The 25,417-nt window shown below is 66.8% G+C and carries 25 protein-coding genes, 1 pseudogene and 1 riboswitch; of the genes and pseudogenes, 9 read left to right on the top strand and 17 right to left on the bottom strand.

Annotation, left to right across the window (positions count from 1 at the left end; all coding sequences use genetic code 11):
- Positions 1–215 precede the first annotated feature (215 nt).
- On the top strand, positions 216–1,454 hold the full coding sequence (locus BBJ41_RS40745; RefSeq protein ID WP_156814897.1) for a hypothetical protein: 1,239 nt from the start codon (positions 216–218) through the stop codon (positions 1,452–1,454).
- 19 nt (positions 1,455–1,473) lie between these two features.
- Here BBJ41_RS40745 and BBJ41_RS29735 read toward each other — a convergent pair whose 3' ends face one another.
- The 7 genes from BBJ41_RS29735 to BBJ41_RS29705 form a co-directional block, all read right to left on the bottom strand.
- Positions 1,474–2,418 carry a copper resistance D family protein gene (locus BBJ41_RS29735; protein WP_069749752.1) on the bottom strand — a complete coding sequence of 315 codons (945 nt, stop codon included), beginning with the start codon at positions 2,416–2,418 and terminating at the stop codon, positions 1,474–1,476.
- Positions 2,415–2,795: a copper homeostasis periplasmic binding protein CopC gene (gene copC, locus BBJ41_RS29730; protein ID WP_069750432.1), complete on the bottom strand. Its 381-nt coding sequence runs from the start codon at positions 2,793–2,795 to the stop codon at positions 2,415–2,417. Before copC ends, BBJ41_RS29735 begins: the two co-directional genes overlap by 4 nt.
- A 14-nt stretch (positions 2,796–2,809) precedes the next feature.
- Entirely contained in the window at positions 2,810–3,157 is a 348-nt protein-coding gene (locus tag BBJ41_RS29725) for a copper-binding protein (protein WP_069749751.1), read from the bottom strand.
- Between the two features lie 71 nt (positions 3,158–3,228).
- Positions 3,229–4,524, bottom strand: coding sequence for a multicopper oxidase family protein (locus tag BBJ41_RS29720; protein ID WP_069749750.1), 1,296 nt, complete (start codon positions 4,522–4,524; stop codon positions 3,229–3,231).
- Between the two features lies 1 nt (position 4,525).
- Positions 4,526–5,995 carry a TolC family protein gene (locus BBJ41_RS29715; RefSeq protein WP_069749749.1) on the bottom strand — a complete coding sequence of 490 codons (1,470 nt, stop codon included), beginning with the start codon at positions 5,993–5,995 and terminating at the stop codon, positions 4,526–4,528.
- A complete protein-coding gene (locus tag BBJ41_RS29710; RefSeq protein ID WP_069749748.1) occupies positions 5,992–6,276 on the bottom strand; it encodes a hypothetical protein in 285 nt (94 codons plus the stop codon). The genes BBJ41_RS29715 and BBJ41_RS29710 overlap by 4 nt, the downstream gene beginning before the upstream one ends.
- 88 nt (positions 6,277–6,364) lie before the next feature.
- Positions 6,365–6,721, bottom strand: coding sequence for a hypothetical protein (locus BBJ41_RS29705; protein WP_069749747.1), 357 nt, complete (start codon positions 6,719–6,721; stop codon positions 6,365–6,367).
- A gap of 266 nt (positions 6,722–6,987) precedes the next feature.
- Here BBJ41_RS29705 and BBJ41_RS29700 point away from each other — a divergent pair, with 266 nt between their 5' ends.
- Positions 6,988–7,659: a heavy metal response regulator transcription factor gene (locus BBJ41_RS29700; RefSeq protein WP_069749746.1), complete on the top strand. Its 672-nt coding sequence runs from the start codon at positions 6,988–6,990 to the stop codon at positions 7,657–7,659.
- Positions 7,656–9,065 carry a heavy metal sensor histidine kinase gene (locus BBJ41_RS29695; protein WP_069749745.1) on the top strand — a complete coding sequence of 470 codons (1,410 nt, stop codon included), beginning with the start codon at positions 7,656–7,658 and terminating at the stop codon, positions 9,063–9,065. The genes BBJ41_RS29700 and BBJ41_RS29695 overlap by 4 nt, the downstream gene beginning before the upstream one ends.
- Before the next feature lie 82 nt (positions 9,066–9,147).
- Here BBJ41_RS29695 and BBJ41_RS29690 read toward each other — a convergent pair whose 3' ends face one another.
- The 3 genes and pseudogenes from BBJ41_RS29690 to BBJ41_RS29680 all read right to left on the bottom strand — a co-directional run bounded on the left by BBJ41_RS29690 (position 9,148) and on the right by BBJ41_RS29680 (position 10,633).
- Positions 9,148–9,333: a DUF1289 domain-containing protein gene (locus BBJ41_RS29690; RefSeq protein ID WP_083282014.1), complete on the bottom strand. Its 186-nt coding sequence runs from the start codon at positions 9,331–9,333 to the stop codon at positions 9,148–9,150.
- 2 nt (positions 9,334–9,335) lie between these two features.
- On the bottom strand, positions 9,336–10,346 hold the full coding sequence (dmeF, locus tag BBJ41_RS29685) for a CDF family Co(II)/Ni(II) efflux transporter DmeF (RefSeq protein WP_069749744.1): 1,011 nt from the start codon (positions 10,344–10,346) through the stop codon (positions 9,336–9,338).
- Positions 10,347–10,358: 12 nt separating this feature from the next.
- Positions 10,359–10,633: pseudogene (locus tag BBJ41_RS29680) on the bottom strand (metal/formaldehyde-sensitive transcriptional repressor).
- Positions 10,634–10,749: 116 nt separating this feature from the next.
- Positions 10,750–10,918, top strand: a riboswitch (yybP-ykoY riboswitch).
- Between the two features lie 80 nt (positions 10,919–10,998).
- On the opposite strand from BBJ41_RS29680, the gene BBJ41_RS29675 reads away from it, so the two are divergent.
- Complete coding sequence (locus BBJ41_RS29675; RefSeq protein ID WP_069749743.1) at positions 10,999–12,009, top strand: sodium:calcium antiporter; 1,011 nt, start codon at positions 10,999–11,001, stop codon at positions 12,007–12,009.
- Positions 12,010–12,114: 105 nt separating this feature from the next.
- On the opposite strand, the gene BBJ41_RS29670 is transcribed toward BBJ41_RS29675, so the two are convergent.
- The 6 genes from BBJ41_RS29670 to gstA all read right to left on the bottom strand — a co-directional run bounded on the left by BBJ41_RS29670 (position 12,115) and on the right by gstA (position 19,737).
- A complete protein-coding gene (locus BBJ41_RS29670) occupies positions 12,115–12,489 on the bottom strand; it encodes a copper-binding protein (protein ID WP_069749742.1) in 375 nt (124 codons plus the stop codon).
- Positions 12,486–15,692, bottom strand: coding sequence for an efflux RND transporter permease subunit (locus tag BBJ41_RS29665; protein WP_069749741.1), 3,207 nt, complete (start codon positions 15,690–15,692; stop codon positions 12,486–12,488). The genes BBJ41_RS29670 and BBJ41_RS29665 overlap by 4 nt, the downstream gene beginning before the upstream one ends.
- Entirely contained in the window at positions 15,689–17,224 is a 1,536-nt protein-coding gene (locus BBJ41_RS29660) for an efflux RND transporter periplasmic adaptor subunit (RefSeq protein ID WP_069750430.1), read from the bottom strand. Before BBJ41_RS29660 ends, BBJ41_RS29665 begins: the two co-directional genes overlap by 4 nt.
- A gap of 11 nt (positions 17,225–17,235) precedes the next feature.
- Complete coding sequence (locus BBJ41_RS29655) at positions 17,236–18,528, bottom strand: TolC family protein (RefSeq protein WP_069749740.1); 1,293 nt, start codon at positions 18,526–18,528, stop codon at positions 17,236–17,238.
- Between the two features lie 92 nt (positions 18,529–18,620).
- The gene (locus tag BBJ41_RS29650; protein WP_069749739.1) at positions 18,621–19,007 is read right to left on the bottom strand and encodes a hypothetical protein; all 387 of its coding nucleotides are present in this window, start codon (positions 19,005–19,007) and stop codon (positions 18,621–18,623) included.
- A gap of 97 nt (positions 19,008–19,104) precedes the next feature.
- On the bottom strand, positions 19,105–19,737 hold the full coding sequence (gstA, locus tag BBJ41_RS29645; RefSeq protein ID WP_069749738.1) for a glutathione transferase GstA: 633 nt from the start codon (positions 19,735–19,737) through the stop codon (positions 19,105–19,107).
- 136 nt (positions 19,738–19,873) lie between these two features.
- Here gstA and BBJ41_RS29640 point away from each other — a divergent pair, with 136 nt between their 5' ends.
- The 4 genes from BBJ41_RS29640 to BBJ41_RS29625 all read left to right on the top strand — a co-directional run bounded on the left by BBJ41_RS29640 (position 19,874) and on the right by BBJ41_RS29625 (position 23,109).
- Complete coding sequence (locus BBJ41_RS29640) at positions 19,874–20,245, top strand: winged helix-turn-helix transcriptional regulator (protein ID WP_069749737.1); 372 nt, start codon at positions 19,874–19,876, stop codon at positions 20,243–20,245.
- Between the two features lie 34 nt (positions 20,246–20,279).
- On the top strand, positions 20,280–20,648 hold the full coding sequence (locus BBJ41_RS29635) for a hypothetical protein (RefSeq protein ID WP_069749736.1): 369 nt from the start codon (positions 20,280–20,282) through the stop codon (positions 20,646–20,648).
- 47 nt (positions 20,649–20,695) lie between these two features.
- Complete coding sequence (locus tag BBJ41_RS29630) at positions 20,696–21,547, top strand: XAC2610-related protein (protein ID WP_069749735.1); 852 nt, start codon at positions 20,696–20,698, stop codon at positions 21,545–21,547.
- Between the two features lie 182 nt (positions 21,548–21,729).
- Positions 21,730–23,109, top strand: a complete 1,380-nt coding sequence (locus BBJ41_RS29625) for an MFS transporter (RefSeq protein WP_069749734.1) — start codon at positions 21,730–21,732, stop codon at positions 23,107–23,109.
- A gap of 52 nt (positions 23,110–23,161) precedes the next feature.
- On the opposite strand, the gene BBJ41_RS29620 is transcribed toward BBJ41_RS29625, so the two are convergent.
- Positions 23,162–24,238 (bottom strand): C45 family autoproteolytic acyltransferase/hydolase, encoded by a 1,077-nt coding sequence (locus BBJ41_RS29620; protein WP_069749733.1) that lies wholly within the window; start codon positions 24,236–24,238, stop codon positions 23,162–23,164.
- A gap of 212 nt (positions 24,239–24,450) precedes the next feature.
- On the opposite strand from BBJ41_RS29620, the gene BBJ41_RS29615 reads away from it, so the two are divergent.
- A complete protein-coding gene (locus BBJ41_RS29615; protein WP_069749732.1) occupies positions 24,451–25,413 on the top strand; it encodes a LysR family transcriptional regulator in 963 nt (320 codons plus the stop codon).
- Positions 25,414–25,417 lie beyond the last annotated feature (4 nt).

Here is a 25,417-nt window from a genome sequence, read left to right as displayed (position 1 = left end):
CGAGAGCGATCCATCAATACCTCGCTCAACAGACACCCTAAAGAATGTTGAAGATCGTCCGTCATTAAAGGTGCCACATCACCGGAATCACCTCGTCACGTTGTTTCACCAAAAGTGATCCTCGCCTGGATTCGTCATTGATCCAGCGGAGTCACACGACCACACAACGCGCTCCGAAGCGTCACGAAACTCATTTCCTACGCATTCCAAATACCGTGAATTTCAAAGAAATCCCCCGGGTGGTCTCCGACACCGTCGCCGAAGTTCAGCGGCTATGGACAACGTACAAATGGGCGAGTCATCTCACCCGTTTCGACGACATCGCCGTGGTGCCCGAGCCAATCAACCGTTGTCGATATTTTTCAGGCTTTGCGTTGGTGCTCGCGACAGCAACATCCATTCTGCTAATGATGTCCTTGAGCTTGAATGTCCTAGACATACGTCACGGCATCAATGGCTATCCGGGAGTCGGGCGCCTTGCATTGGGTATCGCCGAGGATTGGGTGTCGATCGTTCCTCGTGCGTCATTCAGCAATCCGACAGTCAGTCGCCAAACACTCGAATTCGCCATCGCTCTTGTTTTCTCCACCCTGTCATATGGGTTGGTTGTATTCCTGGGCGTATGGCGGAGGTCAGCGACCACAAGCAGATATCGGCAACTTGTGTTCTCGTCGTTTATCGCGGCGCTCTGCTTGATTCGATACACGGCGGTGACACTCCCGATCATATTGCTGGTTTGGATTGCGCGACGGCTTGGCTTCGATCCTTCGTCGAGCTCAGTGATAGCGGTATGCATTATTTTGCTCACGTACTTCGCGAGTTTCGCGTGGTCACAGCTTGCGAACCGTACATCACAGCGACATGGAACAGCAGGACCTCGCAACGACGATGCCCCGCTTGCTTATTCCTTTTTCACACCGCTACTCATCAGCCTTGCCGTGCTTTGCGCTGCTACCTGGATCAACGACCATTTCAATCCGGGCATCATGCTCCAAACATCGGATGCTTGCGGCGCACCGGACAACGGCGCATGTACGCTCTACATACGCCCACACCATATAAACGAAACGATCTTCCTCGATAAGATCGACGTTTCCATGCAGGTTATGTTCGACGAGGCCCCTGATTTCGTAGGCCCACGATATATAACGAGCACCCGATCCAGTTTCCGAATGATTGAAGCACCGGACACTCCATTGCCTGTCCGAGTCGGCACGGAAACAACGCGTGGCGTGGTCGGACATCGTGAATTTCGATGCCCGACCAGAAAAATGGTGGGAAAGGGAACAACTCCGAAGATTCGCGTCCTTCGCTACTCTGCATCTGCATTTCCGAGAGCATTATCCGAAGCCGAACCAGAGCGCAGAATTCCAATGCCCATCATTTTCGAGCACCAGTTCGATGTCGAGCTCCTGTTCCGAAACGGAGTGAAAGGGTGCACACTGATTCCATAGAAACCTCCCCCGTACTACGCTACACCGTCCCCGGCAGCGCACTCGACACGAGCACGGCCGCCACCATCAGCACGCCGGCCAGCACGACGGCCTCGATCCGCAACACCGCGCCGAACCGCCGCAACGCGACGACCGGCAACGCGGCCGCCTGATCGTTCATCGCGGCCAGCAGTTTCGGCATCCCGAAGAACCGGTTGTGTCCGCCGAGCATCGCCGCGAACAGCACGAGCGCGAGCTTGAGCAGCAGGATCTGCCCGTAACCCGACGCGAACAGGTTCGCGGGCGTATCGACGCCGCGCCATCCGTTGTACGCGCCGGTCGCGAACAGCACGACGAGCGCATACGTCGACGCGTCGGAAAGCGCCTGCACGAACGATGCGCCGGTCGCGCGTTCGCTCGCGGGCATCGCCACAAGCCGCGGCATCACGCCGAACGCCGTCACGAGCACGAGCCCGACCCACGTGCTGATCGCCAGCAGATGCAGCCAGTCGATCCACACCGGCACACTGAACAGCCCCGCATCGACCGGATGCCCGCCGTTGCTGCGCGCAAGCGCGACGCACGCGAGCGCGCCCCACGTCGCGAACGACAGGACGCGCGTGTCGTTCGCGCGCCTGACGAACGACAGCAGCACGACGACGACCATGAACGCGGCGCCGGCCAGCCACGCGTGGCCGAACCCGGTGCCGGCCAGCATCGCGCAGACGGCCGGCCCGGCTTCCAGCAGCGGCACTTCGCTCATCAGCGCGCAGTGCGCCCAGAACGCCGTGATGCTGGCGAACAGCGAGACGACGGACGCGAGGCGCAGCGTCGCGACGAGACGCCGCCCGACACCGCGCTGCCACGCCGACGCGCCGCGCGCGAGCCAGTGGCTGCCGAGCAGCGCGCCGACGACGACGGCGAACCCGGCGTTCTGGATCACCACCGACGCGAGGCGCAGCAGGCCGACGAAGCCGTCGTTCATTCCTTCACCTTGAACGTATAGGCGCCCTTCGTGCGATGCGCGTCGGCCGTCATCGCCGCCCATTGCACCGTGTATGCGCCCGCTGCGAGCTTCGGCAACGCGATGGTCATCACGCGCGGGTTCGACGTATCGACCTTCGCCTTCTCGTGCGTGACGGCATTGCCGCTCGCATCCGACACCTTCACCGAACTGAATGCCGGTTCGAGGTCCTCGTTGAAAGTGAGCCGCAACGTATCGGGTGCCGTGTCGATCGTGCTGCCCGACGCGGGCGCGGCGCTTTCCAGCTTGCCGTGCGCCGAAGCCGCGACCGGTGCGGCGGCGAGAATCATGCCGGCCGCGACGAAGCCGGCCAGTCGGTTGAGCGTCGTGGTCTTCATGTGCATGCCCGGCATCACGGCTTGCGCAGTTGAACGACGGTCAGCGCACCGTCCACGTCCTCGGCGACGAAGTCGATCTTGTCGCCCGCCTTCACCTGCGACAGCATCGCCGGGTCCTTCACCTTGAACACCATCGTCATCGCGTCCATCCCGAGGTTGTCCAGCGGGCCATGCTTGATCGTCAGCTTGCCCGCGGCCGTGTCGACCTTGCGGATCTCGCCGTGCGACATGCCGCTCGCCGCGCTCGCGCCCTGCTTCGCGCCGCCGCTCATGTCCATGCCGGCCATGTCGCCGGCCGCGTACGTCGCCGCGGAAAACGCCAGCGCGCAACCCGTTGCCATCGAAACCAGTGCCTTCTTCATCGTGCTTGCTCCAGAGTGAATGAAATGAAACCGGCGGCCGCATCGGCTCGGCCGCCGCGTGCCGTTGCTGCTCAACCGTCCGGCAATTCGCCGGTGTATTCGTATGCGACGGTGCCCTTCGGATGCCTGAACCAGCCCGGATCGCGATAGTCGTTCCGGCCGAGCCCCTGCCGGACCTTGAGCACCGTGAACATGCCGCCCATCTCCAGCGGCCCGAACGGGCCCGTGCCCGTCATCATCGGCAGCGTGTTGTCGGGCAGCGGCATCTCCATGCCGCCCATCGCGCCGCCGGTGCTGCCCATCGCCATGTAGTCGGGCACGAGCTTGCCGATGCGCTGCGCGAGATCCTTCTGCGGCACGCCGATCAGGTTCGGCACCTGATGGCCCATCGCATTCATCGTGTGATGCGACTTGTGGCAATGGAACGCCCAGTCGCCGGGGCGATCGGCGGTGAATTCGATCGCGCGCATCTGCCCCACCGCGACATCGGCCGTCACTTCGGGCCAGCGCGCCGCCGGCGGAATCCAGCCGCCGTCGGTGCCGGCAACCTCGAAGCTGTAGCCGTGCAGGTGGATCGGATGGTTCGTCATCGTCAGGTTGCCGAAACGAATCCGCACGCGATCACCCGCACGCACCGGCAGCGGATCGATGCCCGGGAACACGCGCGAGTTGAACGTCCACATGTTGAAATCCGTCATCTCGTTCACGCGCGGCGTGTAGCTGCCCGGATCGATGTCGTACGCGGCGAGCAGGAACACGAAATCGCGATCGACCGGCATCGTGCCGCGATCCTTCGGATGCACGATGAACATGCCCATCATCCCCATCGCCATCTGCACCATCTCGTCGGCATGCGGGTGGTACATGAACGTGCCGTGCGCTTCGAGCTGGAACTCGTAGACGAAGGTCTTGCGCGGCGGGATGTGCGGCTGCGTGAGGCCGCCGACGCCGTCCATCCCGTTCGGCAGCCGCAGCCCGTGCCAGTGGATCGTCGTGTGCTCGGGCAGCCGGTTGGTCACGAAGATGCGAACCTTGTCGCCTTCGACAGCCTCGATCGTCGGGCCCGGCGACTGGCCGTTGTAGCCCCACAGGTTCGCGTTCATGCCGGGCGCCATCTCGCGCACGACGGGTTCGGCCGTCAGGTGGAACTCCTTCCAGCCGTTCGTCATCCGCCACGGCAGCGTCCAGCCGTTCAGCGTCGCGACGGGCGTATAGGGGCGGCCGTTCGGCGGCACGAGCGGCGGCTGCGTGCCGGTTTTGGCCATCGTGGGCGCTTCGGGCAGCGACGCGGCGCCGGCCTTGCTGACCATCGCGGCACCGAGCAGCGCGGCGCCCGAGCCGCTGAGAAATTGTCGACGGGACACCATGTCAATGACCTTCCGGATGCGTGGCGGGCGCCGGTTGCGCCGCGGGTGAGGAAGCCGGCTGCGGTGCAGCGGCGGGTTCGGGTTGGGTCGAACGCAGCGCAGCGCCCGAGGCGGGCAAGCGGCCGCCGACGGCCATCTGCAGGTCGGTTTCGGCGAGCCAGTAGTCCTTCAGCGAATCGATGTAGCCGTTGACCGCGCCGACCTGCTCGCGCGCATCGGTCAGCAGCTCGAACACGCTCGCGAGCATCCCGTTGTAGCGCAGCAGCAGCTCGTCCGAGATCGTCTTGCGTAGCGGTACGACTTCGTCGCGATAGTGTTTCGCGACGTCGTAGCTCGTCACGTACGCCGCATACGATTCGCGCACGTCGGAGCGCGCGTCGATGGCCGTCTTCGCGAGCCGGTTCGCCGACTGCATGTAGACGGCCTCGGCCCGCGCGACCTTCGCGCCGCCCCAGTCGAACAGCGGAATCTCGACGCTGATCTCGTAGCCGTGCTCGTGGCCCTTGTCGGTCTCGTAGTTGTTCACGTAGCCGAGATCGACCGCGTTGACGAAACGCGTGGCCTTGCTGAGGCCAAGCGACGACGCGACGCCCTGCGTCTGCAGCTTCGCGGCCTGGATGTCGAGGCGGTTCGCCATCGCGAAGCGTTCGAGATCGGGCAGCGCCGGGCGCGCCGCCGGCAGGTCGGGCAGGCGCTCGGGCAGCGCGTACTGCGCGCGCTCGCCCCACAGCCCCATCGCGCGCGTGAGCTTCTCGCGCGCGGCCACCGCCTGCTGGCGCGCCTTCGCCTGCTGCGCGACGGCATCGGCATGGAACGCCTGTTCGCGCGCGTAATCGAGCCGGCTGAAGTTGCCGGCCTGCCGCATGCGCAGCGCGAGTTCGGCAGCCGCGCCCGCGGCATCGCGCACCTGTTGCGCATAGTTCGCGGCCTGCTCGGCGGCAACGGCCTCGACGTACGCGCGGCGCGCATCGGCCGCGACCTTCAGCATCGCGTCGGCCGTTTCGAGCTTCGTCTGCTCGAAGCGGCGGCGTTCGATGTTCGTCGCGAGCGGCAGCGTCAGCAGCGCGAACACGTTCGCCGAGAACGTGCGGCCGAGACTCAGCTCGCCGTCGCCGGCGCGCGTGCGGCTGAACGAGAAACGCGGGTTCGGCAAGCGGCCCGCCTGCACGAGATCGGCCTCCGACAGCCCGAGTTCCGCATACGACGCCTGCAGGCCGCGGTTGTTCAGCAGCGCGACCTGCACCGCGTCGTCGATCGACAGCAGCTTCGCGAGCAGCTCCTTCGTCCGCTGGTCGACGGCTGCGCGGTCGGCATCCGTCCTGACGACGACGGCGTCCTTCCCGATGCGCTCCGATGCGGCCGTCGAAACCGCGTCGAAACCGCCGTCCTTCGAAAACGTCGTGCAGCCCGCGAGGAAGGCGAGCACGACCACGGCCGCGCCGATCCTCGGCGATATCGCAAGATGCGTCATCGCGCGGCCCCTCCGTGTGTCGAATGCACGCCGCCGTGACCTGTCGTGTTGCCGGGCTTCGCATCGCGCTTTGCGGGTCGTGCCATTACGTCCCGGTTCAGTTGTTTCCAGCCCGGGCCTTCGTCGTCCCGATACGGGCGATAGCCGTCGAACGCGGACGTCACGGTGACGTCCGGCACCGTCGCGGCGGCATCCGCCGGGTCGGGAAACAGGGTTTGCGCCGGCGCGAGCGACGGCACGATGGCCGCCGCGCCAAGCAGCGCCGCAGTAATCAGTCGCATGAATGAATCTCGTCGTGAGTCGTCCGGCGAGCCTTGCGCGGCTGCCGGCACGGAGGTCGGATCGCGGCCGGTCGGCCGCACGCGGGGACTAGGCAGGACGCCGACGTGGCGGCCGGTCGATGCCGCCGGTCAGGAACGACACGACGACGGCTGACGGCGGCGGCGAAACGATCGCGGCCCGGACGTCCGCGACGGCCGGCACCGCGAGCGCGCCCGACATGCCCGTGCCGAAGCAGCAGGACACGCAGGCGGAGCACGACGGCGCATGCGTCGTGTGATTGCCGTGATCGTGATGACTGCCCGGCGCGCCCGGCATCGCGTGCGGCGCGGTTTCCGCACGCTGCACCGCAGCGCCCGCGCACTGCATCGAAACAGCCGCGAACGACTGAATCGGCAGGCTCAGCGCCAGCAGCACGACGAGGATGAATTTGCGCCAGTACGACATGGAAACGGAATCAGGCAGGCAACGATCGAACGGGCCGGCGCAGCGCCGCGAAGGCGTGCTCCGGATACGAGACGGCTGCAGCTTATCGCCGCCGGCGTGACGACCGCATGGCCGAAACATGACCGGTTTTTCATGAAACGCGCGCGCAGCGGCGGGCCGCGCTTCATGACAATTCCGTCATCCGGCGGTCATGATTCGCGCACGCCCGACGCCGTAAGCTCAGGCGTTAAACTGACCGGCTGGAATCACGGACAGCCAGCCTCACCATGCGGATACTGATAGTCGAAGACGAACCCAAGATGGCGTCGTACCTCCGGAAGGGGCTGATGGAGGCGAGTTATACGGTCGACGTCGCGGAGACCGGCAAGGACGGGCTGTTCCTCGCGTTGCACGAGGATTTCGATCTCGTCGTGCTCGACGTGATGCTGCCGGAGATGGACGGCTTCGAGGTGCTCAGGCGGCTGCGCGCGCAGAAGCAAACGCCGGTGCTGCTGCTCACGGCCCGCGAGGCGATCGAGGACAAGGTCGCCGGGCTCGAACTGGGCGCCGACGACTACCTGCTCAAGCCGTTCGCGTATGCCGAATTCCTCGCGCGCATCCGCTCGCTGCTACGGCGCGCGCCGCGCAACGTGCGCGACATCCTGCATGTGGCCGATCTCGAAGTCGATCTCATCAAGCGCCGCGTGCGGCGCGCCGACAGCCGCATCGACCTGACCGCGCAGGAATTCGCGCTGCTGCAGTTGCTCGCGGAACGCGAAGGCGAGGTGCTGACGCGCACCTTCATCACGTCGCAGATCTGGGACATGAATTTCGACAGCGACACGAACGTCGTCGATGCGGCGATCAAGCGGCTGCGCGCGAAGATCGACAACGCGCACGAGAAGAAGCTGATCCACACGATCCGCGGGATGGGCTACGTGCTCGAGGATCGTTCGTGACCGGCGGCCCGGCATCGTATTCGCTGCTCCGGCGCCTGACGCTCGCGTTCGCGGCCGTCGCCGCGCTCGTGTTCGCGCTGACCGGCGCGTACCTCTATCGCTCGCTGTCCGCCGAGCTGACGCGGCGCGACGACATCGAGATCTCCGGCAAGCTGAACCAGTTCCTGCAGCTCGCGCATGCGAGCGGATCGACCGCCGCGCTGCGCGCCGATCCGGCCGTGTTCCATGAAGTGCTGCTGTCGCATCCGGGCGTCTATCTCGGCATCTACGATGCGCAGAACCGCGCGCTGGTCGAGCACACCGACGCGGCCGGCCACACGCTCGCGGCCGTGATCGCCGCGCCGCACCAGGCCGCCGGAGCCGGCAGCCCGTTCACGTGCGCGCCGCCCGGTGTCGGCACGTCGCGCTGCGTCTACGCGCGCGACACGCTGCCGTCCGGCGAAGCCGTCCAGGTCGCGCTCGCGCGCACGGCGACCGATCGCCAGTCGCTGCTCGAAAGCTATCGCGTCGACATCTGGCTCGCGGCGGCCGTCGGCGCGCTGCTGGTCGGAGCGCTCGGTTATGCGGTCGCGTCGCGCGGCCTGCGCCCGGTCGAGAGCCTCGGACGGCAGACGTCGCGTATCGAGGCGCACAACCTGAACGCGCGCCTCGACGCGCGCGGCGGCCCGGTCGAGCTGCGCGAGCTCGCGACGTCGGTCAACCGGATGCTCGATCGACTCGAACGCGCATTCGTGCGGCTGTCGCAGTTCTCGTCCGATCTTGCGCACGACATGCGCACGCCGCTCGCCAACGTGATCAGCTCATCGCAGATCACGCTGTCGCGCGCCCGCACGACCGAGGAATACGAAGCGCTGATCGATTCGAACATCGAGGAATGCGAGCGGTTGCAGCGGATGATCGAGAACATGCTGTTTCTCGCGCGCACGGACAATGCGCGGCAGCACCTGAAGACCGCCGAACTCGACGCGGGCAGCGAGCTGCGCCGCCTCGCGTCGTATTTCCAGGCGCTGGCCGACGAGGCCGGCGTGCGCATCGACGTGCGCGGCACGGCGCCAGTCGTTGCGGACGCAACGTTGTTCCGGCGCGCGATCAGCAACCTCGCGTCAAACGCGCTGGAACACGCGGACGCGGCGTCGACGATCGAGCTGGCGGTTTCCGTGCAGGCCGACTACGCGGTCGTCGAGGTCACGAATCGCGGCGTCGCGATTCCGCCCGAGCAGGTCGACCGGATCTTCGAGCGCTTCTATCGCATCGATTCGTCGCGGCACGGCGCCGCAAGAAACGCCGGGCTCGGGCTCGCGATCGTCAAGTCGATCATGGAGCTGCATCGCGGCAAGGTCGAGGTCGCGAGCCGCGACGGGCGCACGACGTTCGCGCTTTACTTTCCGCGCGGCGCGCAAGGGTAAGCCGTTTGCGTCGCCCGTCGCATCGGCATGACGGCCGGTGCGACACCAGACGCGGCACGACGACCGCCGCCGCCGACCGCCTTCACTCTCCCGGCTCGCGCCGGATTTTCGCCTGGCGGCGATTGCGGTCGTTCAATATCTGGTGCCGGCGATGGTCGGTCAGCTTCTTCCAGTCGCGCGCCTCGTCGCGTGTGCGCAGGCAGCCGACACAAAAACCCGTTCGGCCGTCAAACGCGCACAGGTCGATACAGGGCGATTTCACGGCCACGGTCAGGCCACCTTCGCAGGCGTCATCACTTCGACGGTCACGTGCGACACGCCATCGAAACCCTCGATCAGCCCATGGTAGAAACGCGCGTCGCGCATCGTATCGACGGTCTCGACCGACACGATCGCGCTCATGTGGCCCGGGCCGACGCGCCACACGTGAAGATCGTTGACCTTGTCGCCAAGCGCCTCGATCGCATGACGGACGCGCGCCGCCAGCTTGCGATCGACGTTGACGTCGAGCAGGATGCCGCCCGTATCGCGCATCAGCCCGTACGACCAGTTCGCGATGACGAGTGCGCCGATAATGCCCGCGACGGGATCCATCCAGACCCAGCCGAATGCACGGGCGAGCAGCAGGCCGACGATGGCCAGCACCGACACGGCCGCGTCGGCGATCACGTGCACGTAGGCCGACCGGATGTTGTGGTCGCGATGGGCTGCCGTTTGCGAACCGTGATCGTGATGCGCGTGATGGTCATCATCGTCGTGACCATGATCGTGGTCGTGACCGTGGTCGTGCCCATGGTGATGGCCGTGCCCGTGGTGATGGCCGCCGCTCAGCAGCCACACGCTGGCGAGGTTCACCGCGAGCCCCAGCACGGCAATCGGAATCGCTTCGCCGAAGTGAATGGGCACCGGAGCCAGCAGACGCGCAACCGCCTCGTAACCGATCAGGATCGCGATCATCGCGAGCACGATCGCGCTCGTGAATCCGGCGAGATCGCCGAGCTTGCCGGTGCCGAACACGAAGCGCGGATCGTCGGCATGCTTGCGCGCATAGGTATAGGCCAGCGCGGCGATCAGCATCGCGCCCGCATGCGTCGACATGTGCAGCCCGTCGGCGACCAGCGCCAGCGACCCGAACAGCGTGCCGCCGACGATCTCGGCCACCATCATTGCCGAGCACAGGCCGATGACCATCCAGGTCCTCCGCTCGTTCTGCTCGTGTGCCGCGCCGAGGAAGATATGGTCATGCCCCGCGCCGAACGCGTCATCCCGGAAAGAATTCATGCTCTGCCCCGATTACTTGAAATAGCTATGCACCACGTCGATCAGCTGCTCGGTCGCGCTGCCTTCGTGTGCGTCGGACTCGTGCGCATCGACCAGATGCTCGCGGATGTGGTCTTCCAGCACGACGGCCAGCAAGCCGTTCATCGCGCCGCGACAACTCGTGATCAATTGCAGAACCTCGTTGCAGCCGCGCTCGTCCCGAGCGCGCGCTCGATCGCCTCGACCTGGCCCTTGATACGGCGCACGCGGTTCAGCAGCTTCTGTTTTTCCCGAACGGTATGACTCATCGACGGCTCCTGTATAGGGAAGGGGAGTATATCTCCGAAGTGCTTTCCCTATAGGGTAGAGGGGTATATTTTTTTGAGATGAAGGCTTGTCGAAAGAAATTCGCTCGGCTAGACTGCCCTTCGTCTTTGGGGAGTAGCCTGCTTTCCGTCCCCCGGAAAGCGAACGCGTCAACACACTCGGCTTCGGCCGTGGCGCGTTCGGCCTGATCGGCTTGGCGAGACCATGGGCACATCGCGTCGTTCCTGGTCGGACGTCGGCGGATGTGCCATGGTTCGTCAGCGTCCGACCACGGAGTCCCCATGTTCCTCCCCGCCTGCTCCCCGCGCTCTGCCGCCGCCCGCATCCATGCCTGCGGAGGTGCCGCATGACTTTCATGTTCCTCGAACTCGCGTTCATGCTGGTCGTGATCCTCGTGGCCGCCGAGGTTTTCACCAATGCGCTCGAACATCTGGGCGAACGTCTGAAGATTTCCGAAGGCGTGACCGGGTCGCTGTTCGCGGCCGTCGGCACCGCGCTGCCCGAAACGATGGTGCCGCTGCTCGCGCTGGCCGGCGGCACGGCGAACCAGCAAGTGAACGAGGAAATCGGCGTCGGCGCGATCCTCGGCGCGCCGCTGATGCTCGCGACGCTGACCACCTTCCTGATGACGCTCGCCGTGATCCGCTCGCGCGGGCTGCGCGGCACGATCGCGCCCGAACGCACGGGTTTCGTGCGCGACATGAACTACTTCCTCGCCGCGTTCTCGCTGGCGACCGTCGCGATGTTCGTCCCGCATCACAACTGGGCGGTGCGCGCGCTGCTCGCCGCGATGCTGGTCGGCATCTACGTGATGTACGTCGTGATGACGTTCCGCGCGTCGAACCAGCTCGTCGACGCCGGCCACGGCACCGAAGCGCCGCACGCGATGCTGCTGTCGCGCGTGGGGTTGCCGACCAACCTGGCGACGATCGCGCTGCAGCTGCTCATCGGCCTCGCACTGCTGGTCGGCGGCGCGAAGGGCTTCATTCACGGCGTGGAAGGCGTGTCGCACGTACTCGGCGTATCGGCGCTGCTGCTGTCGCTGATCATCGTGCCGATCGCGACGGAGCTGCCTGAGAAGGTCAACAGCGTGCTGTGGATTCGCCGCAAGAAGGACACGCTCGCGTTCGGCAACATCACCGGCGCGATGGTGTTCCAGGGCACGCTGCTGCCGGCGATCGGCATCATGCTGACGCCGTGGGAGCCGCGCCCCGAAGTGCTGACCGGCGTGATCATCACGCTCGCGGCGGCCGCCTGGCTGCGCATCAATGCCCGTACGCGCGGGCTCGCGATCTGGGCGCTGCTCGCGAACGGCGCGGGGTATGCGGGGTATCTGTTCCTGACGCTGGCGCGCTGAAGCGCGCAGACGCGCACGCGCGCGGACGCGGCCTTGAAAACCGCGTCCGCGCGATGCGCTTCACTGCATTGATGCGGGCAAGCAGCACCGCCCGCATCCGGACGATCAGGATGCCTTCACGAGCTTCACGATCGTCAGCGTGCCGTTGACGTTCTCGATCCGCACCTTGACCTTGTCGCCCGCATGAACCTGTTCGAGCATGGCCGCGTCCTTCGCCTTGAACGCCATCGTCATCGGCGGCATCCCGACGTTCTCGAGCGCGCCGTGCTTCAGCGTGAGCTTGCCGGTCGCGGCATCGACCTTCTTCACTTCGGCATCGGTCAGCACGGCCTTCGATTCGGCCGAACCGCCGGACGACATTTTCATGCCGGACATGTCCATGCCCGACATGTCGCCGGACGCAAAGGCAGGCAAGGCAAATGCGCCGATCGCGAGCGCGGTGACGGTAACGGTAACGGTGGTGACAATCGACTTCTTCATTGAGACTCTCCGGTTGGGGTGGATGGCACGTTCATGCCGTGAGGAACTGCATCGGAATGCCGCGCACGGCTCGCGCTTCGCACACGACGGCGCTGAAGCAGAAGCCACGCGGCGGGAATGACGAACATCGACAGCAGCGGCGCGGTGACCATGCCGCCGACCATCGGCGCGGCGATGCGCTGCATCACTTCGGAACCGGCGCCGTGCCCGACCATGATCGGCACGAGGCCGGCCAGCACGACGGCAACCGTCATCGCCTTGGGCCGCACGCGCAGTACCGCGCCTTCGCGAATCGCGTCGAGCAGCAGCGCATCGGTCAGCGGTTCGCCGTCGTCGAGCCGGCGCTTCAGCGCGCCCTTCAGGTACAGCAGCATCACGACGCCGAATTCGGCGGCCACGCCCGCGAGCGCGATGAACCCCACCGACGTCGCGACGGACACCGCGTGGCCGAGCCCCCACACGAGCCAGAATCCGCCGACCAGCGCGAACGGCACCGTCGACATCAGCAGCAGCGCGTCGGCGGCGGAGCCGAACGTGAGGAACAGCAGCACGAAGATCACGACGAGCGTCACCGGCACGACGGTGCGCAGCGTGGCCGCCGCGCGTTCGAGATACTCGAACTGCCCCGACCACGCGATCGAATAGCCGGGCGGCAATACGACCTGCTGCGCGACCGCCTGCTGCATCGCGCGAACCGCCGTGCGCAGGTCGGTGCCGCGAAGGTCGACGTACACGTAACCGGACAGGCGCGCGTTCTCGCTGCGGATCATCGGCGGGCCGTCGGCGATCGTGATGCGCGCGACGTCGCCCAGGCGGATCTGCGCGCCGCGCGCGGTGACGACCGGCAACTGCCGCAGGTTTTCGAGCGAATCGCGGATCTCGCGCGGGTAGCGGATGTTGATCGGGAAGCGCTCGCGCCCCGCGATCACTTCGCCGACGTCCTCGCCGCCGACCGCCGACGACACGACCGACTGGATATCGGCAACCGACAGCCCGTAGCGCGCGGCGGCGAGCCGGTCGATGTCGACGTCGATGTAGCGGCCGCCGTTCAGCCGTTCCGCGAGCGCGGACGTCACGCCCGGCACGTGCTTCACGGCCGCCTCGACCTGCGTCGCGATCGCGTCGATCCCCGTCAGGTCCGGCCCGGAGATCTTCACGCCGACCGGCGTCTTGATGCCGGTGGACAGCATGTCGAGCCGGTTGCGGATCGGCGGCACCCACACGTTCGACAGGCCCGGCACCTTCACCGTGCGATCGAGTTCGTCGACAAGCTTCTCCGGCGTCATGCCGGGCCGCCATGCATTGCGCGGCTTGAAGCGGATCGTCGTCTCGAACATCTCGAGCGGCGCCGGGTCGGTCGCCGTATCCGCGCGCCCCGACTTGCCGAACACCGTATCGACTTCGGGCACGGTCTTGATCAGCCGGTCGGTCTGCTGCAGCAGCTCGCTCGCCTTGTCGGCCGAGATGCCGGGCAGCGCGGTCGGCATGTACAGCAAATCGCCTTCGTCGAGCGGCGGCATGAATTCGCCGCCGAGCCGCGACACCGGCACCGCCGTCAGCACGAGCGCGACGACCGCGACGCCGATCGCGAACCACGGGCGCCGCAGCGTCGCTTCGAGCAGCGGCCGGTACAGGCGGATCAGCACGCGGTTGATCGGGTTTGCGTGCTCGTGCGGAATGCGCCCGCGCACGAGATACCCCATCAGCACGGGCACCAGCGTGACCGACAGCCCGGCTGCCGCGGCGATCGTGTAGGTCTTCGTGAACGCGAGCGGCGCGAACAGCTTGCCCTCCTGCCCTTCCAGCGAAAACACCGGAATGAACGACAGCGTGATGATCAGCAGCGAGAAGAACAGCGCCGGCCCGACTTCCGCGGCCGACGCCGCGACGAGCTCCCAGCGCCGCGCATTCGTCATTGGCTCGCCGGGATGCGCGTGGTCGTATGCCTCGAGATGCTTGTGCGCGTTCTCGATCATCACGATCGCCGCGTCGATCATCGCGCCGATCGCGATCGCGATCCCGCCCAGCGACATCAGGTTCGCGTTCACGCCCTGGTAGCGCATCACGATGAACGCTGCCAGCACGCCGAGCGGCAGCGACAAGATCGCGACGAACGCGCTGCGCAGATGGAACAGGAACACCGCGCAGACGATGCCGACGATGATGAATTCCTCGATCAACTTGTCCTTCAGGTTGCCCACCGCGCGCTCGATCAGCTGCGAGCGGTCGTAGGTCGTGACGATCTCGACGCCGGGCGGCAGCGAACGCTTCAGGTCGGCGAGCTTCGCCTTCACCGCGTCGATCGTCGTGAGCGCGTTCTTGCCCGAACGCATCACGACGACGCCGCCCGTCACTTCGCCCTGCCCGTTCAGCTCCGCGATCCCGCGCCGCATCGCCGGGCCGACCTGGATGCGCGCGACGTCGCCGAGCAGCACCGGCGTGCCGGCGGCGTCCGTGCGCAACACGACGTGCCGGAAATCGTCGAGCGTGCGCAGGTAGCCGGATGAACGCACCATGTACTCCGACTCGGCCAGCTCAACGACCGAGCCGCCGGACGCCTGGTTGGCCTTGCCGAGCGCATCCGCGACCGCCTGTTGCGTGATCCCGTAAGCGCGCAGCCTGTCGGGATCGAGCACGACCTGGTACTGGCGCACCATGCCGCCGATGCTCGCGACTTCCGATACGTCCGGCACCGCCTTCAGCTCGAACTTCAGGAACCAGTCGTTGAGCGCGCGCAGTTGCCCGAGGTCGTGATGGCCGGTGCGATCGACGAGCGCGTATTCGTACACCCAGCCGACGCCGGTCGCATCCGGCCCGAGCGACACGGTCGCGCCGGCCGGCAGCCGGCTCTGCACCTGGCTCAGGTATTCGAGCACGCGCGAACGCGCCCAGTACGGATCGGTGTGGTCGTCGAACAGCACGTAGACGAACGCGTCGCCGAACGACGAATACGCGCGGACGGTTTTCGCGCCCGGCACGCCGAGCAGCGTCGTCGTCAGCGGATAGGTGACCTGATCCTCGACCACCTGCGGCGCCTTGCCCGGATACGACGCTTTCACGATCACCTGCGTGTCGGACAGGTCGGGCAGCGCATCGAGCGGCGTCTGCCGCAGCGAATGCACGCCCCACGCGGCGATCAGCACGGTGGCGAGCAGCACCAGGAAGCGGTTGCGGACGGACCAGCGAATGACGTGCGCGATCATCGTTCGCCTCCCTGCGGCTCGACCTTCGTCAGCCGATAGCCGTCGTCGGTCTGCGTGAACGCGAAGCGCACCGTCTCGCCCGGCTTCACGTCCGGGAACGCCTGCGCGGATGGCTTGCCGAACGCCATCGTCATCGCACCCCAGCCGAGCGCCGGCACGGGCTGATGCGAGAACGTGATGTCGTCGGCCGTGACCTTCTCGACCTTGCCGGTGGTTTCATAGACCGGCGCCGCTGCTGCCGTGGAGGACGATGCCGCGGCGGCCGTTCCCGGCGCGCTCGCACCGGCCGCACGCTCCAGCCGCGGCAGCACGCTCTTCAGGCTCGCCTCGGAATCGATCAGGAACTGCCCCGATGCGACGACCGTGTCGCCCTCGTTCAACCCGCCGAGCACTTCCGTGTCGCCACCGACGTCGTTGCCCGTCGTCACCGACACCGGCTGAAGCCTGCCGTCGCCGTTCTTCACGATGACGATCGTGCGCTTGCCGGTCGCGATCACCGCTTCGGACGGCACCAGCAGGCGCGCGACGGTTTCCTTCGCGGCGACGCGCACGCGCATCAGCATGCCGGGCGTGAGCTTGAGCGTCGCATTGTCGATCTCCACGCGCGCCTGCAGCGTGCGGCTCTCCGTGCTGATGCCGGGCAGCACTTCGCGGATGCGCCCGGTGAAGTGCCGCGCCGGATCGCCCGCGAACGTCGCGTCGACCGGCATGCCCGGCTGCACGTTCAGCGCGAGCGCTTCCGGCACTTCGACGATCAGCCACAGCGTCGACAGCCCGGCGATCTTCGCGAGTGTCTGCCCTGGCGCGACCATCGCGCCGTCGCGCACGTTCAGCTCGCTGACCACGCCGGTTTCAGGCGCGGTCAGCACGACGTGCGTCTGCGCGCGGCCGGTGCGATCGAGGTTCGCGATCATCCCGTCGGGAATCGACAGCGCGCGCATGCGCGCACGCGACGCATCGAGCAGGCTGCCGTCCATTCCGCCGCGCTTGAGCGCGAGATATTCCTCCTGCGGCGCGAGCCAGTCCGGCACGAACAGCGACGCGACCGGCGCGCCCTTCGCGATGCGCTGCATCGGCGCGCGCGCATAGAGCCGGTCGATGTAGCCGGTCACGCGCGACTGGACGACGTCCGCGCGCGATTCGTCGAACTGCGTGGTGCCCACCGCATCGAAGCCGGCCGCCGTCTGCTGCCGGCGCACGCTCGCATAACGGATGCCGAGGTTCTGCTGCAGCCCCGGATCGATCCGGATGCCCGGCGCACCGCCGCCTTCGTCCGCATAGACCGGCTGCAGCTGCATGTCCATGAATGGCGATTTGCCCGGTTTGTCGAAATGCTGGTTCGGCACCATCGGGTCGTGCCAGTACAGCACCTTGCGGCCCGTCTTCGCATCGGCCGCGTCGGGGGCCGTCGCGGCCGCAGCCGCCTCCGCGCCGCTCGCCGCGTGACGCATGCCCGCGACATACCCTGCGCCGAGCAGCGCCGCGCCGGCGCATACCGTCAACGCCGCGCGCGCCAGTGATTGCTTCTTCATGAGGTTCTCCTTCACTGCGCGACGGCCAGCGTCGCCGGCACGACCTGATATTCGAGCTGCGCCCAGGTCTGCGACACGTCGCGCCTGAGATCGAGCACCTGCAACTGCGCTTCCAGCTGCGCGCGCCGGGCGGCGAAGGTGTCGGCGAGCGAACCCGTGCCGGCCCGGTAGGCGGCGTTCGCGAGCTGCACGCGCTGGTCGGCGGCGGGCAGCAGCGACGCGCTCAGGTTCGCGATGCGCGCGCGGCCGCTCGCCAGCGTCTCGGATTGCGTGCGGATATCGGCCTGCACCTGGCGCAGCGTGTCCTCGTACATCAGGCGCGCCTTCGTCGCGAGTTCGGCTTTCTCGGCGACGTCGCGGTTCTGGCGGTTCTTGCGGTTGATCGGCAGCGGGATCGTGACGCCGACCGACACCATGTTCGAATACGCGCCGCCGCGCTGCTGGTACGCGATCTCCCACGTCCAGTTCGGGCTGCGCTCGCTGTTCGCCACCGCGGTGCCGGCTTCGGCGACCGCGATGTCGTTCGACGCGGCGACGAGCGCCGGTTGCGACAGCCGCAGTTCGTCCGGCGGCAGCGACGACACGAAGGATTCGGGCGCAGGCGGCGTGCCCGTTACGTCCGCGACGGGCGCGGCCGTCCAGCGGCCGAGCGCGATGAGTGCGGTGCGATACGACTGCTGCGCCTTGAGCACCTGATCCTGCGTTTGCGCGAGCATCGCGCGGGCCTGCACGACATCGCCCGCGCTCGCCTTCGCGCCGCGATACGACGCCTGCGTCGCGTCGAGTTCATGGTGCATGTGATCGAGCAGCGCCTGCTGAAGCGCGAGCGCCTGCTTCGCATAGATTGCGTCGAGCCACGCGGTCGCGGTCTGCCGGCGCACGTCGGCAAGCTGCACGAGATAACCCGCGCGTTCGCGGCCGACCTGTTCGTCGGCCAGCGCCGAGCGCAGCCGCCGCTTGTCGCCGGATACCCACTCCTGCTCGATGCCGACGCGGCGCATCGTCATGAAGTCCTGGCCGACGGTGAAGCGCTGCCCACCGTTGACGGGCAGGTTGTCGATGCCGGCCTTGAGCATCGGGTCCGGCAACTGGCCGGCCTTGACGGCCGCTTCGGAACTTGCGCGCACCGAAGCCTGCGCGGCCTGCATCGACGCGGAATGATCGGTGGCGGACTGCAGCGCTGCGTCCAGCGTGAATGGCGACTGCTGCGCGTGAACGGCGCCCGCCGCCAGCAGCGCGGCCCACAGCACGGGCGCGCGCCGACACGCACGCCGCATCCGCGGCGTGCAGAAATCGAATGACATGGTCTAACCCCAACGTCGGAACCCAAAGGGATTCCACGTCCTGCGCACAGGACGAACCTCACCGCGACGGCGGTGAACCGGTCAAATCGGGATCAGCTGATGCGTGGAGGGCGCCACAACCCGCTCGGGTCGCGGGCCGGGACGGACTGCGTGTAGTGGAAGACGATCGTGCTGGCGAATGCAGCGGGACGGCTGATATCGGCGCGGGCGGCCGGATGATAGAGACTGCCGAACTGGCATTGGGCCGTCACCTTGCAGGCCATGCCCTTGGCTTTGGCCTTCGTGGCGCCGGCGGATGGCGATTTCATCGAATCGCAATCGCTCATGTCGGCGGACATGGGCATGTTCATGCCCGTGTCCGCTTCCATCGACATCGTGTGCTGCATCGGACATTCACCGGTCAGGCCGCTGGCTGCCAGCCCGCTGATGGGCAGCACCGCGCAAAGCAGCAGCAGGATGAAGGTCCGAAGCAATTTCATGGCGGCGATTATAGCGCGGCATTTTGCGGCGTGGCGGCACGTCGATGCGACGCAACGGCGCGCGCAGCGGCAGCCGCCCGCGCACCGCCGCCGCGTGTTACCGCAACATGCCGTCCGCCGCCAGCACGGCCTGCACCGCCGGCCGTGCCCGCACGCGCTCGTACCACGCGCGCAGATGTTCATGCCGGCTCAGGTCGATATCCGTGTTGTACACCGAGCGCATCCAGTCGGCCTTGCCCCAGCCGGTCAGCGCGAACAGGTACGCATCGGCGACGGTGAACGTGTCGCCCGTCACGAACGTGTTGCCGTCGAGCTGCCGGTCGATCCAGGCGAAGCGGCTGTCGAGCTTCTGCCGCGCGGGCTCCACGTACTTCCCCGCCTGCACCGCGTACAACAGTGGGATGAAGCCCTTGTGGATCTCGGTGCCGAGGAAGTTCAGCCATTCCATCAGCCGGTAACGCGCGAGCGTGCCGTAGGCCGGCGCGAGCGCGGCTTCCGGGCGCCGATCCGCGAGATACTGCGCGATCACCGGGCCTTCGCGCAGCATCGTGCCGTCGTCGAGTTCGAGCAGCGGCACGTAGCCGAGTTCGGTCACGTCGTAGTAATTGCTGCCGTCTTCGACGACATGCTTGCGCGGGTCGACCTTGACGATCTCCGCGTCGATGCCGGCTTCGCGCAGCACGATGCAGATGGCCTGGGAACAGCTGCCGGGAGCGTGATAAAGCTTCATGCGTTTCCTTGGTGGGTTGTCCGTGTATCGATTCGCCGCGACGCGGGCGCTAATATCTCGCATCGACGCCACACTGAGAAGACGGCAGTCGTTTGTGCCGTAGTCACAAAAAATTTACCGACCAGGGTTCAGCAGGATGAAAACGAGTGCGACAGGATGTTCCGTTGAAGAAGCGATGCGCCTGCTCGGCGGCCGCTGGCGGCTGCTGCTGGTGTCGTATCTGCTCGACGGGCCGCGGCGCTTCAGCGACCTGCGCCGCGACATGCCGGGCATCTCGCAGCGCATGCTGACGCTCGACCTGCGCGCGCTCGAAGATGCGGGGCTCGTGCGGCGCACCGTGTATCCGGAAGTGCCGGTGCGGGTCGAGTACGATCTGACCGATGACGGCGGCCGGCTGCGGCCCATCGTCGAGGTGATGCGCGAATTCGGGCTGTGGCTGAAGGCGCGCGACGCCGATACGTCTTGCGATGGAAGCGTGATCGAAACGGCAACGCACGCACCGCGATAACACCAGACAACCCTTGAAACAGGAACCTACGTTCATGGAACTTCATGCCACCGTCGGCGCGGCGATATCCGATCCCGACGACGACGAAAGCTTCGCCAACATCTACTGTCACGACGCGGAGCAGGACTATTGCTTCGCGTTGTCGCGCTTTCCGGACGACGCGCTGATCGAAGTGATGGTGCGCGACCAGATCACCTGGCGCGTCAAGGATCTGTCGGTGCGCCTGACGGACGACACGATCGACGTCGAGATCGAACCGGGCATCGCGGCACGTCTCGACGGTCACACGCGTTACGTGATTCATCTCGCGCCGGGCCAGTACGACCCGGTCGCGCTGCGCGCCGCGCTGAAGGAGATCTTCGTCGGCAAGAACGGCTATCGCGACGACGGCACGCGCGGTTAGCCTGCCGCCTTCACGTGCACCCTCATCCTTCGCTCCGACGCCTGCTCATGACGCGTTCTCCCCTTCCCCGCCTCGCCGCGCTGCTGCTCGCCGCATGCGCCGCGTTCGCCCCCGCCGCGCACGCGGCCAAACCGCTGCTCACGTTCAAGGTCGACGACACCGTCACCGCGCGCGTCGAGCGCGCCGACGGCGCGCACATCACCGTGCGCTTCCTGCCGAGCGGGAAAACGCAGACGCTCGACGTCACCGTCACCGACGAGGAAGGCCACTATCACCTCGAGTCGGACGACTACAACTTCGACGGCCACCGCGATCTCTCCGTGCGCGCGCTGCTCGGCATGGTCAACGCAAGCTACGGCATCTACCTGTACAACGCCGCACGCCAGCAGTTCGAGCCGCTGCAAATGCCGGCGGCGAACATGCCGCACGGCAACTGCGACGACCTGATCAACATCGACGCCAAACCGAAGGAGCGCACGCTGTACAGCTCGTGCCGCGGCGGCCCGATCTGGTACACCGATGCGTACCGCTTCGACGGCAACGGCCGGATGTATCTGTACCAGTCCAGCGAAGCGGTGACGGACGACCTGCGCGGCTTGCTCGACGGCGACAACGGCCCGTCGTCGATGCTGCTGACCTACGACGAGCACGGCAAGCGCGTGTCGCGCCGCCCGCAGGCATACGGCGGCGGCACGGTCACGTTCAAGGTGCACGCGGCGCGCCTGCCGCTGCACGACACGATGAGCGACGCACCCACGCGCCGCTACGTCGTTGCCGGCGACACGCTGGAGCTGATCGACGCGAGCGACGATTTCCAGTGGCTGAAGGTGCGGTATCGCAATCCGCACGCCGGCGCCGTGCAAGGCTGGGTGAGCGCGAAAGAAGCGACGGCCGAATGATCTCCGGCGCGGCGTTCCCGCCACGCTTTCCCACATATTGAGCGCGCAAAGTCCCATTAATAGGGATGCCTGTTCAAATGTTGACGCACTTCGCTCCACGGCTCTAACGTTCGCCCCAACGCCATTCGATTCGGCCGCCCCGCTCGCGGGCGCCGGCCGGGCACAGAACACAGGAGACAACCGTGGCCCAATCCGCGTCACGCACCCGCGCCAACCCGCCCGAGCGGCCGCACGCACACGCCGCCACCGCAACCGATGCCGCCGCGCGCGCCGCTGCCACCACGCCGCCGAGCCGCAAGCGGCTGCTGATCCTCGCGCTGCTGTTCGTCACGGTCGTCATCAACTATCTGGATCGCAGCAACCTGTCGATCGCCGCGCCCGCATTGTTCAAGGAGCTGAACATCGATCCCGTCCGCGCGGGCCTCGTGTTCTCCGCGTTCGGTTGGACCTACGCGCTGATGCAGATTCCCGGCGGCTGGCTCGTCGACAAGGTGTCGCCGCGCGTGCTGTACGCGGGCGCGCTGGCGCTGTGGTCGGCCGCGACGCTGCTGCTCGGTTTCGCGGGTTCGTTCGTTGGGCTGATCGTGCTGCGTCTCGCGGTGGGCGCGCTCGAAGCGCCGGCGTACCCGATCAACAACCGTGTGGTCACGACGTGGTTCCCGACCCGCGAGCGCGCCAGCGCGATCGGCGGCTACACGTCGGGCCAGTTCGTCGGGCTCGCGTTCCTCACGCCGGTGCTCGCGTGGCTGCAGGTGCATCTCGGCTGGCACATGGTGTTCGTCGCGACCGGCCTCGCGGGCATCGCATGGGCCGCGATCTGGTATGCGGTGTATCGCGAGCCGCGCGCGTTTCGCGGCGTCAATGCGGCCGAAATCGCGCTGATCCGCGACGGCGGCGGGCTCGTCGATCTCGAGGACCGCATCGCGGCGCGCAGCGAACGCGCGCCGTCGACGTGGCGCGATCTCGGCGTCGTGCTCGGCCGCCGCAAGCTGTGGGGCATCTATCTCGGCCAGTTCGCGCTGAACTCGACGCTGTGGTTCTTTCTCACGTGGTTCCCGACCTATCTCGTCAAGTATCGCGGGATGGACTTCATCAAGTCGGGCTTTCTCGCGTCGCTGCCGTTCCTCGCCGCGTTCGTCGGCGTGCTGTGTTCGGGCGTGCTGTCGGACTGGCTGATGCGCCGCGGCGCGTCGCAGGGTTTCGCGCGCAAGCTGCCGATCATCTCGGGGCTGCTGATCTCGACCTGCATCATCGGCGCGAACTACGTGAGCTCGACCGGCTGGGTGATCGCGTTCATGACGATCGCGTTCTTCGGCAACGGCTTCGCGTCGATCACGTGGTCGCTCGTGTCGGGGCTCGCACCCGCGCGGCTGCTCGGCCTCACGGGCGGCATGTTCAACCTGATCGGCAACCTGTCCGCGATCGCGACGCCGATCGTGATCGGGCTGCTCGTGAACGGCGCGGACTTCTCGCGCGCGATCACCTACATCGCCGCGATGGCGCTCGCGGGCAGCCTGTCGTACGGGCTGCTCGTCGGCAAGGTCGAGCGCATCGACGCCTGAGCGCCGAAAGGGCGGCACGCGCGTGCCGCCCATGCGTACTGCTACACGTGCATCAGAACCGCTGGAACCCGTCGCGCGCGAGGTCGTGGGGATTACCGGCCACGTAGTCGAGCGCGCACGCATCGGTATCGATGCCGACCGTCAGCAGCGTTTCCCAGCGTTCGGTATCGGGCATCGACAGGTCCGGATGGAAACACACCACGGCCTGATCGCCGGCCGCGCCGCACATCGCCGCCGCGCGCTCGCGCACATCGGCGCTCGTCATCCCCGTCACGACATCGTTCAGGTGCGCGAAGCGCTCGCGCGTCGTCGAGCTGTCGGGCATGCACTCGCCGCCGCTCAGCGCGTGATCGAGGAAGTGGTTCGTATGCAGCAGCCAGCCGTCCGGGCGCGGCACCACGACGCCGACGCCCGACGGGCTCATCTCGATGCTCGCCGCGCGCGGGTTCGCGTCGTGCCGCGTGAACACGGTCAGCACCGTCGATGCGCTCACGCGCGCAGTGCGCGCAATGTCGATCGCCTCCTGCACCGTCGTCGCTTCTTCGAGCAAGCGCCGCGCGATCGCGTGCACGGGCACGCCCGCGCTATCGTTGTCGCTCGCGTGATGCAGGATGTTGAAATGCAGCCCGAGCCCCGCGCTGTTCACGCCGAGCTTCGCCAGCATCCCGAATTCGGAGAACAGCTTGACGGTGCGGCCGTTCGGCATGGCGAACTGCATCAGCAAGCCCTGCGGCGCGAGGCTGTCGTGCCAGTCCCAGGTTTGCAGCGTGCGCGGCGCATTCGGGCCGGCTGGCGCGTAGACGGTCGTCGAGCATTCGCCTTCGGCCGACGCGGGCGCGGTGGCGAGAATCTCGGTGCGCGCGTTCAGGCATGCGAGCTGCCAGCGCGGCAGGTCGACGCCGTCGCCGATCGCCTGCACTTCGTCGGCGAGGCGCGGGCACCACGCTTCGAGTTCGGCAAGGCTCGCTTCGCCGATCTCCCGCGCGCGCTGCGGATCGATGCCGAGCTTCGGGAAGAACGCGAGATAAAGCGCGACCGTCTCGCGGATCTCGGCGGCGAAACGCGCGCCGATCTGGCGGCCGCGTTCGCGCGGATCGGTGATGTCGGTCACGAAGGTGTGCAGCTTCACGATGGGGTCTCCTGTATCGAATGGGAGCAAGGCGCGCTTGCTCCGGAATGGGATGTGCCGCGCGGCGGCGCAATGCGAACGGATGCGTGAATCGCGGCGCGATCCGTCGTATCCTCATGCAGCCGGCGTATCTGTTCCAGCGTAACGGATGTGTGCGCGCCGGTCGCGCCCGGTTTTTGCATAACTTCTGTGCCTGTCAGGAATAGATTCACATGGACAAGATGACCGCGCTCACGATGTTCGTCGCGACAGCCGAACACGGCGGCTTCAGCCGTGCCGCCGAACAACTCGGCAAGACGCCGTCGGCCGTGACGAAAGGCGTCACGCAGCTCGAAGCCGATCTCGGCGCGCGGTTGTTCGAGCGCACGACGCGGCGCATGGCGCTGACGGAAGCCGGGCACCTCTATCTCGACGCCGCACGCCAGGCGCTGATGCAGTTGCAGCTCGCCGGCGAGGAAGTCGAGCAGTTGCAGCACGAACTGCGCGGCAACCTGCGCATCGCGACATCACCCGCGTTCGGCCCGGCGTTCTTCACGCAGGTGTGTTGCCGTTTCATGCGCGAGCATCCGCTCGTGCGCCTCGAAGTGGAGATGACCGAAGCCGACCCGCTCGACGGCAGCTACGATCTCGCGTTGCGCGACGGGCCGACCGACCTGCCCGGCGTGATCGCGCAGCCGCTGCTGGAGAACCGTCTCGTGCTGTGCGCGAGCCCCGGCTACATCGAACGCAAAGGCGCCGACGTCACGCTCGACAACTACCAGACGCACGACTGGCTGATCTTTCGTCATCCGCTAATCAACCGGCATTTCTGGTGGGTCGGGCACGACGACGAACGCATCCGCGTGAAGCAGCCGACGCCGCGGCTGTCGAGCGGCAACTACGACTTCCTGCTCGCATGCCTGCTCGACGGCCACGGCTTGCAGTTCGCGCCCGCGTGGAGCGTCGCGCGTTATCTCGCGCAGGGCGAGCTCGTCGAAGTGCGCACCGAGCTGTCGCGCGAGATGAGCGCATTCGGCCCGTGGATTCACGTACTGTTCCTCCCGCATCGCCGGCACACGCGCAAGGTGCGCGTGTTCATCCAGTTCCTGCGCGAGCAACTGCAGGCGCTCGGCCTGAACCTCGCGCCGCAGGGCACGCCGCTGCCACCGCCCGAGCCGGACGCGGCGCGCCCCTGACGCG

The sequence above is a fragment of the Burkholderia stabilis genome (genome assembly GCF_001742165.1).
Lineage (GTDB): Bacteria > Pseudomonadota > Gammaproteobacteria > Burkholderiales > Burkholderiaceae > Burkholderia > Burkholderia stabilis.
The sequence above is the reverse complement of the archived record's forward strand: the minus strand, read 5'-3'. Positions and strand labels throughout refer to the sequence as shown.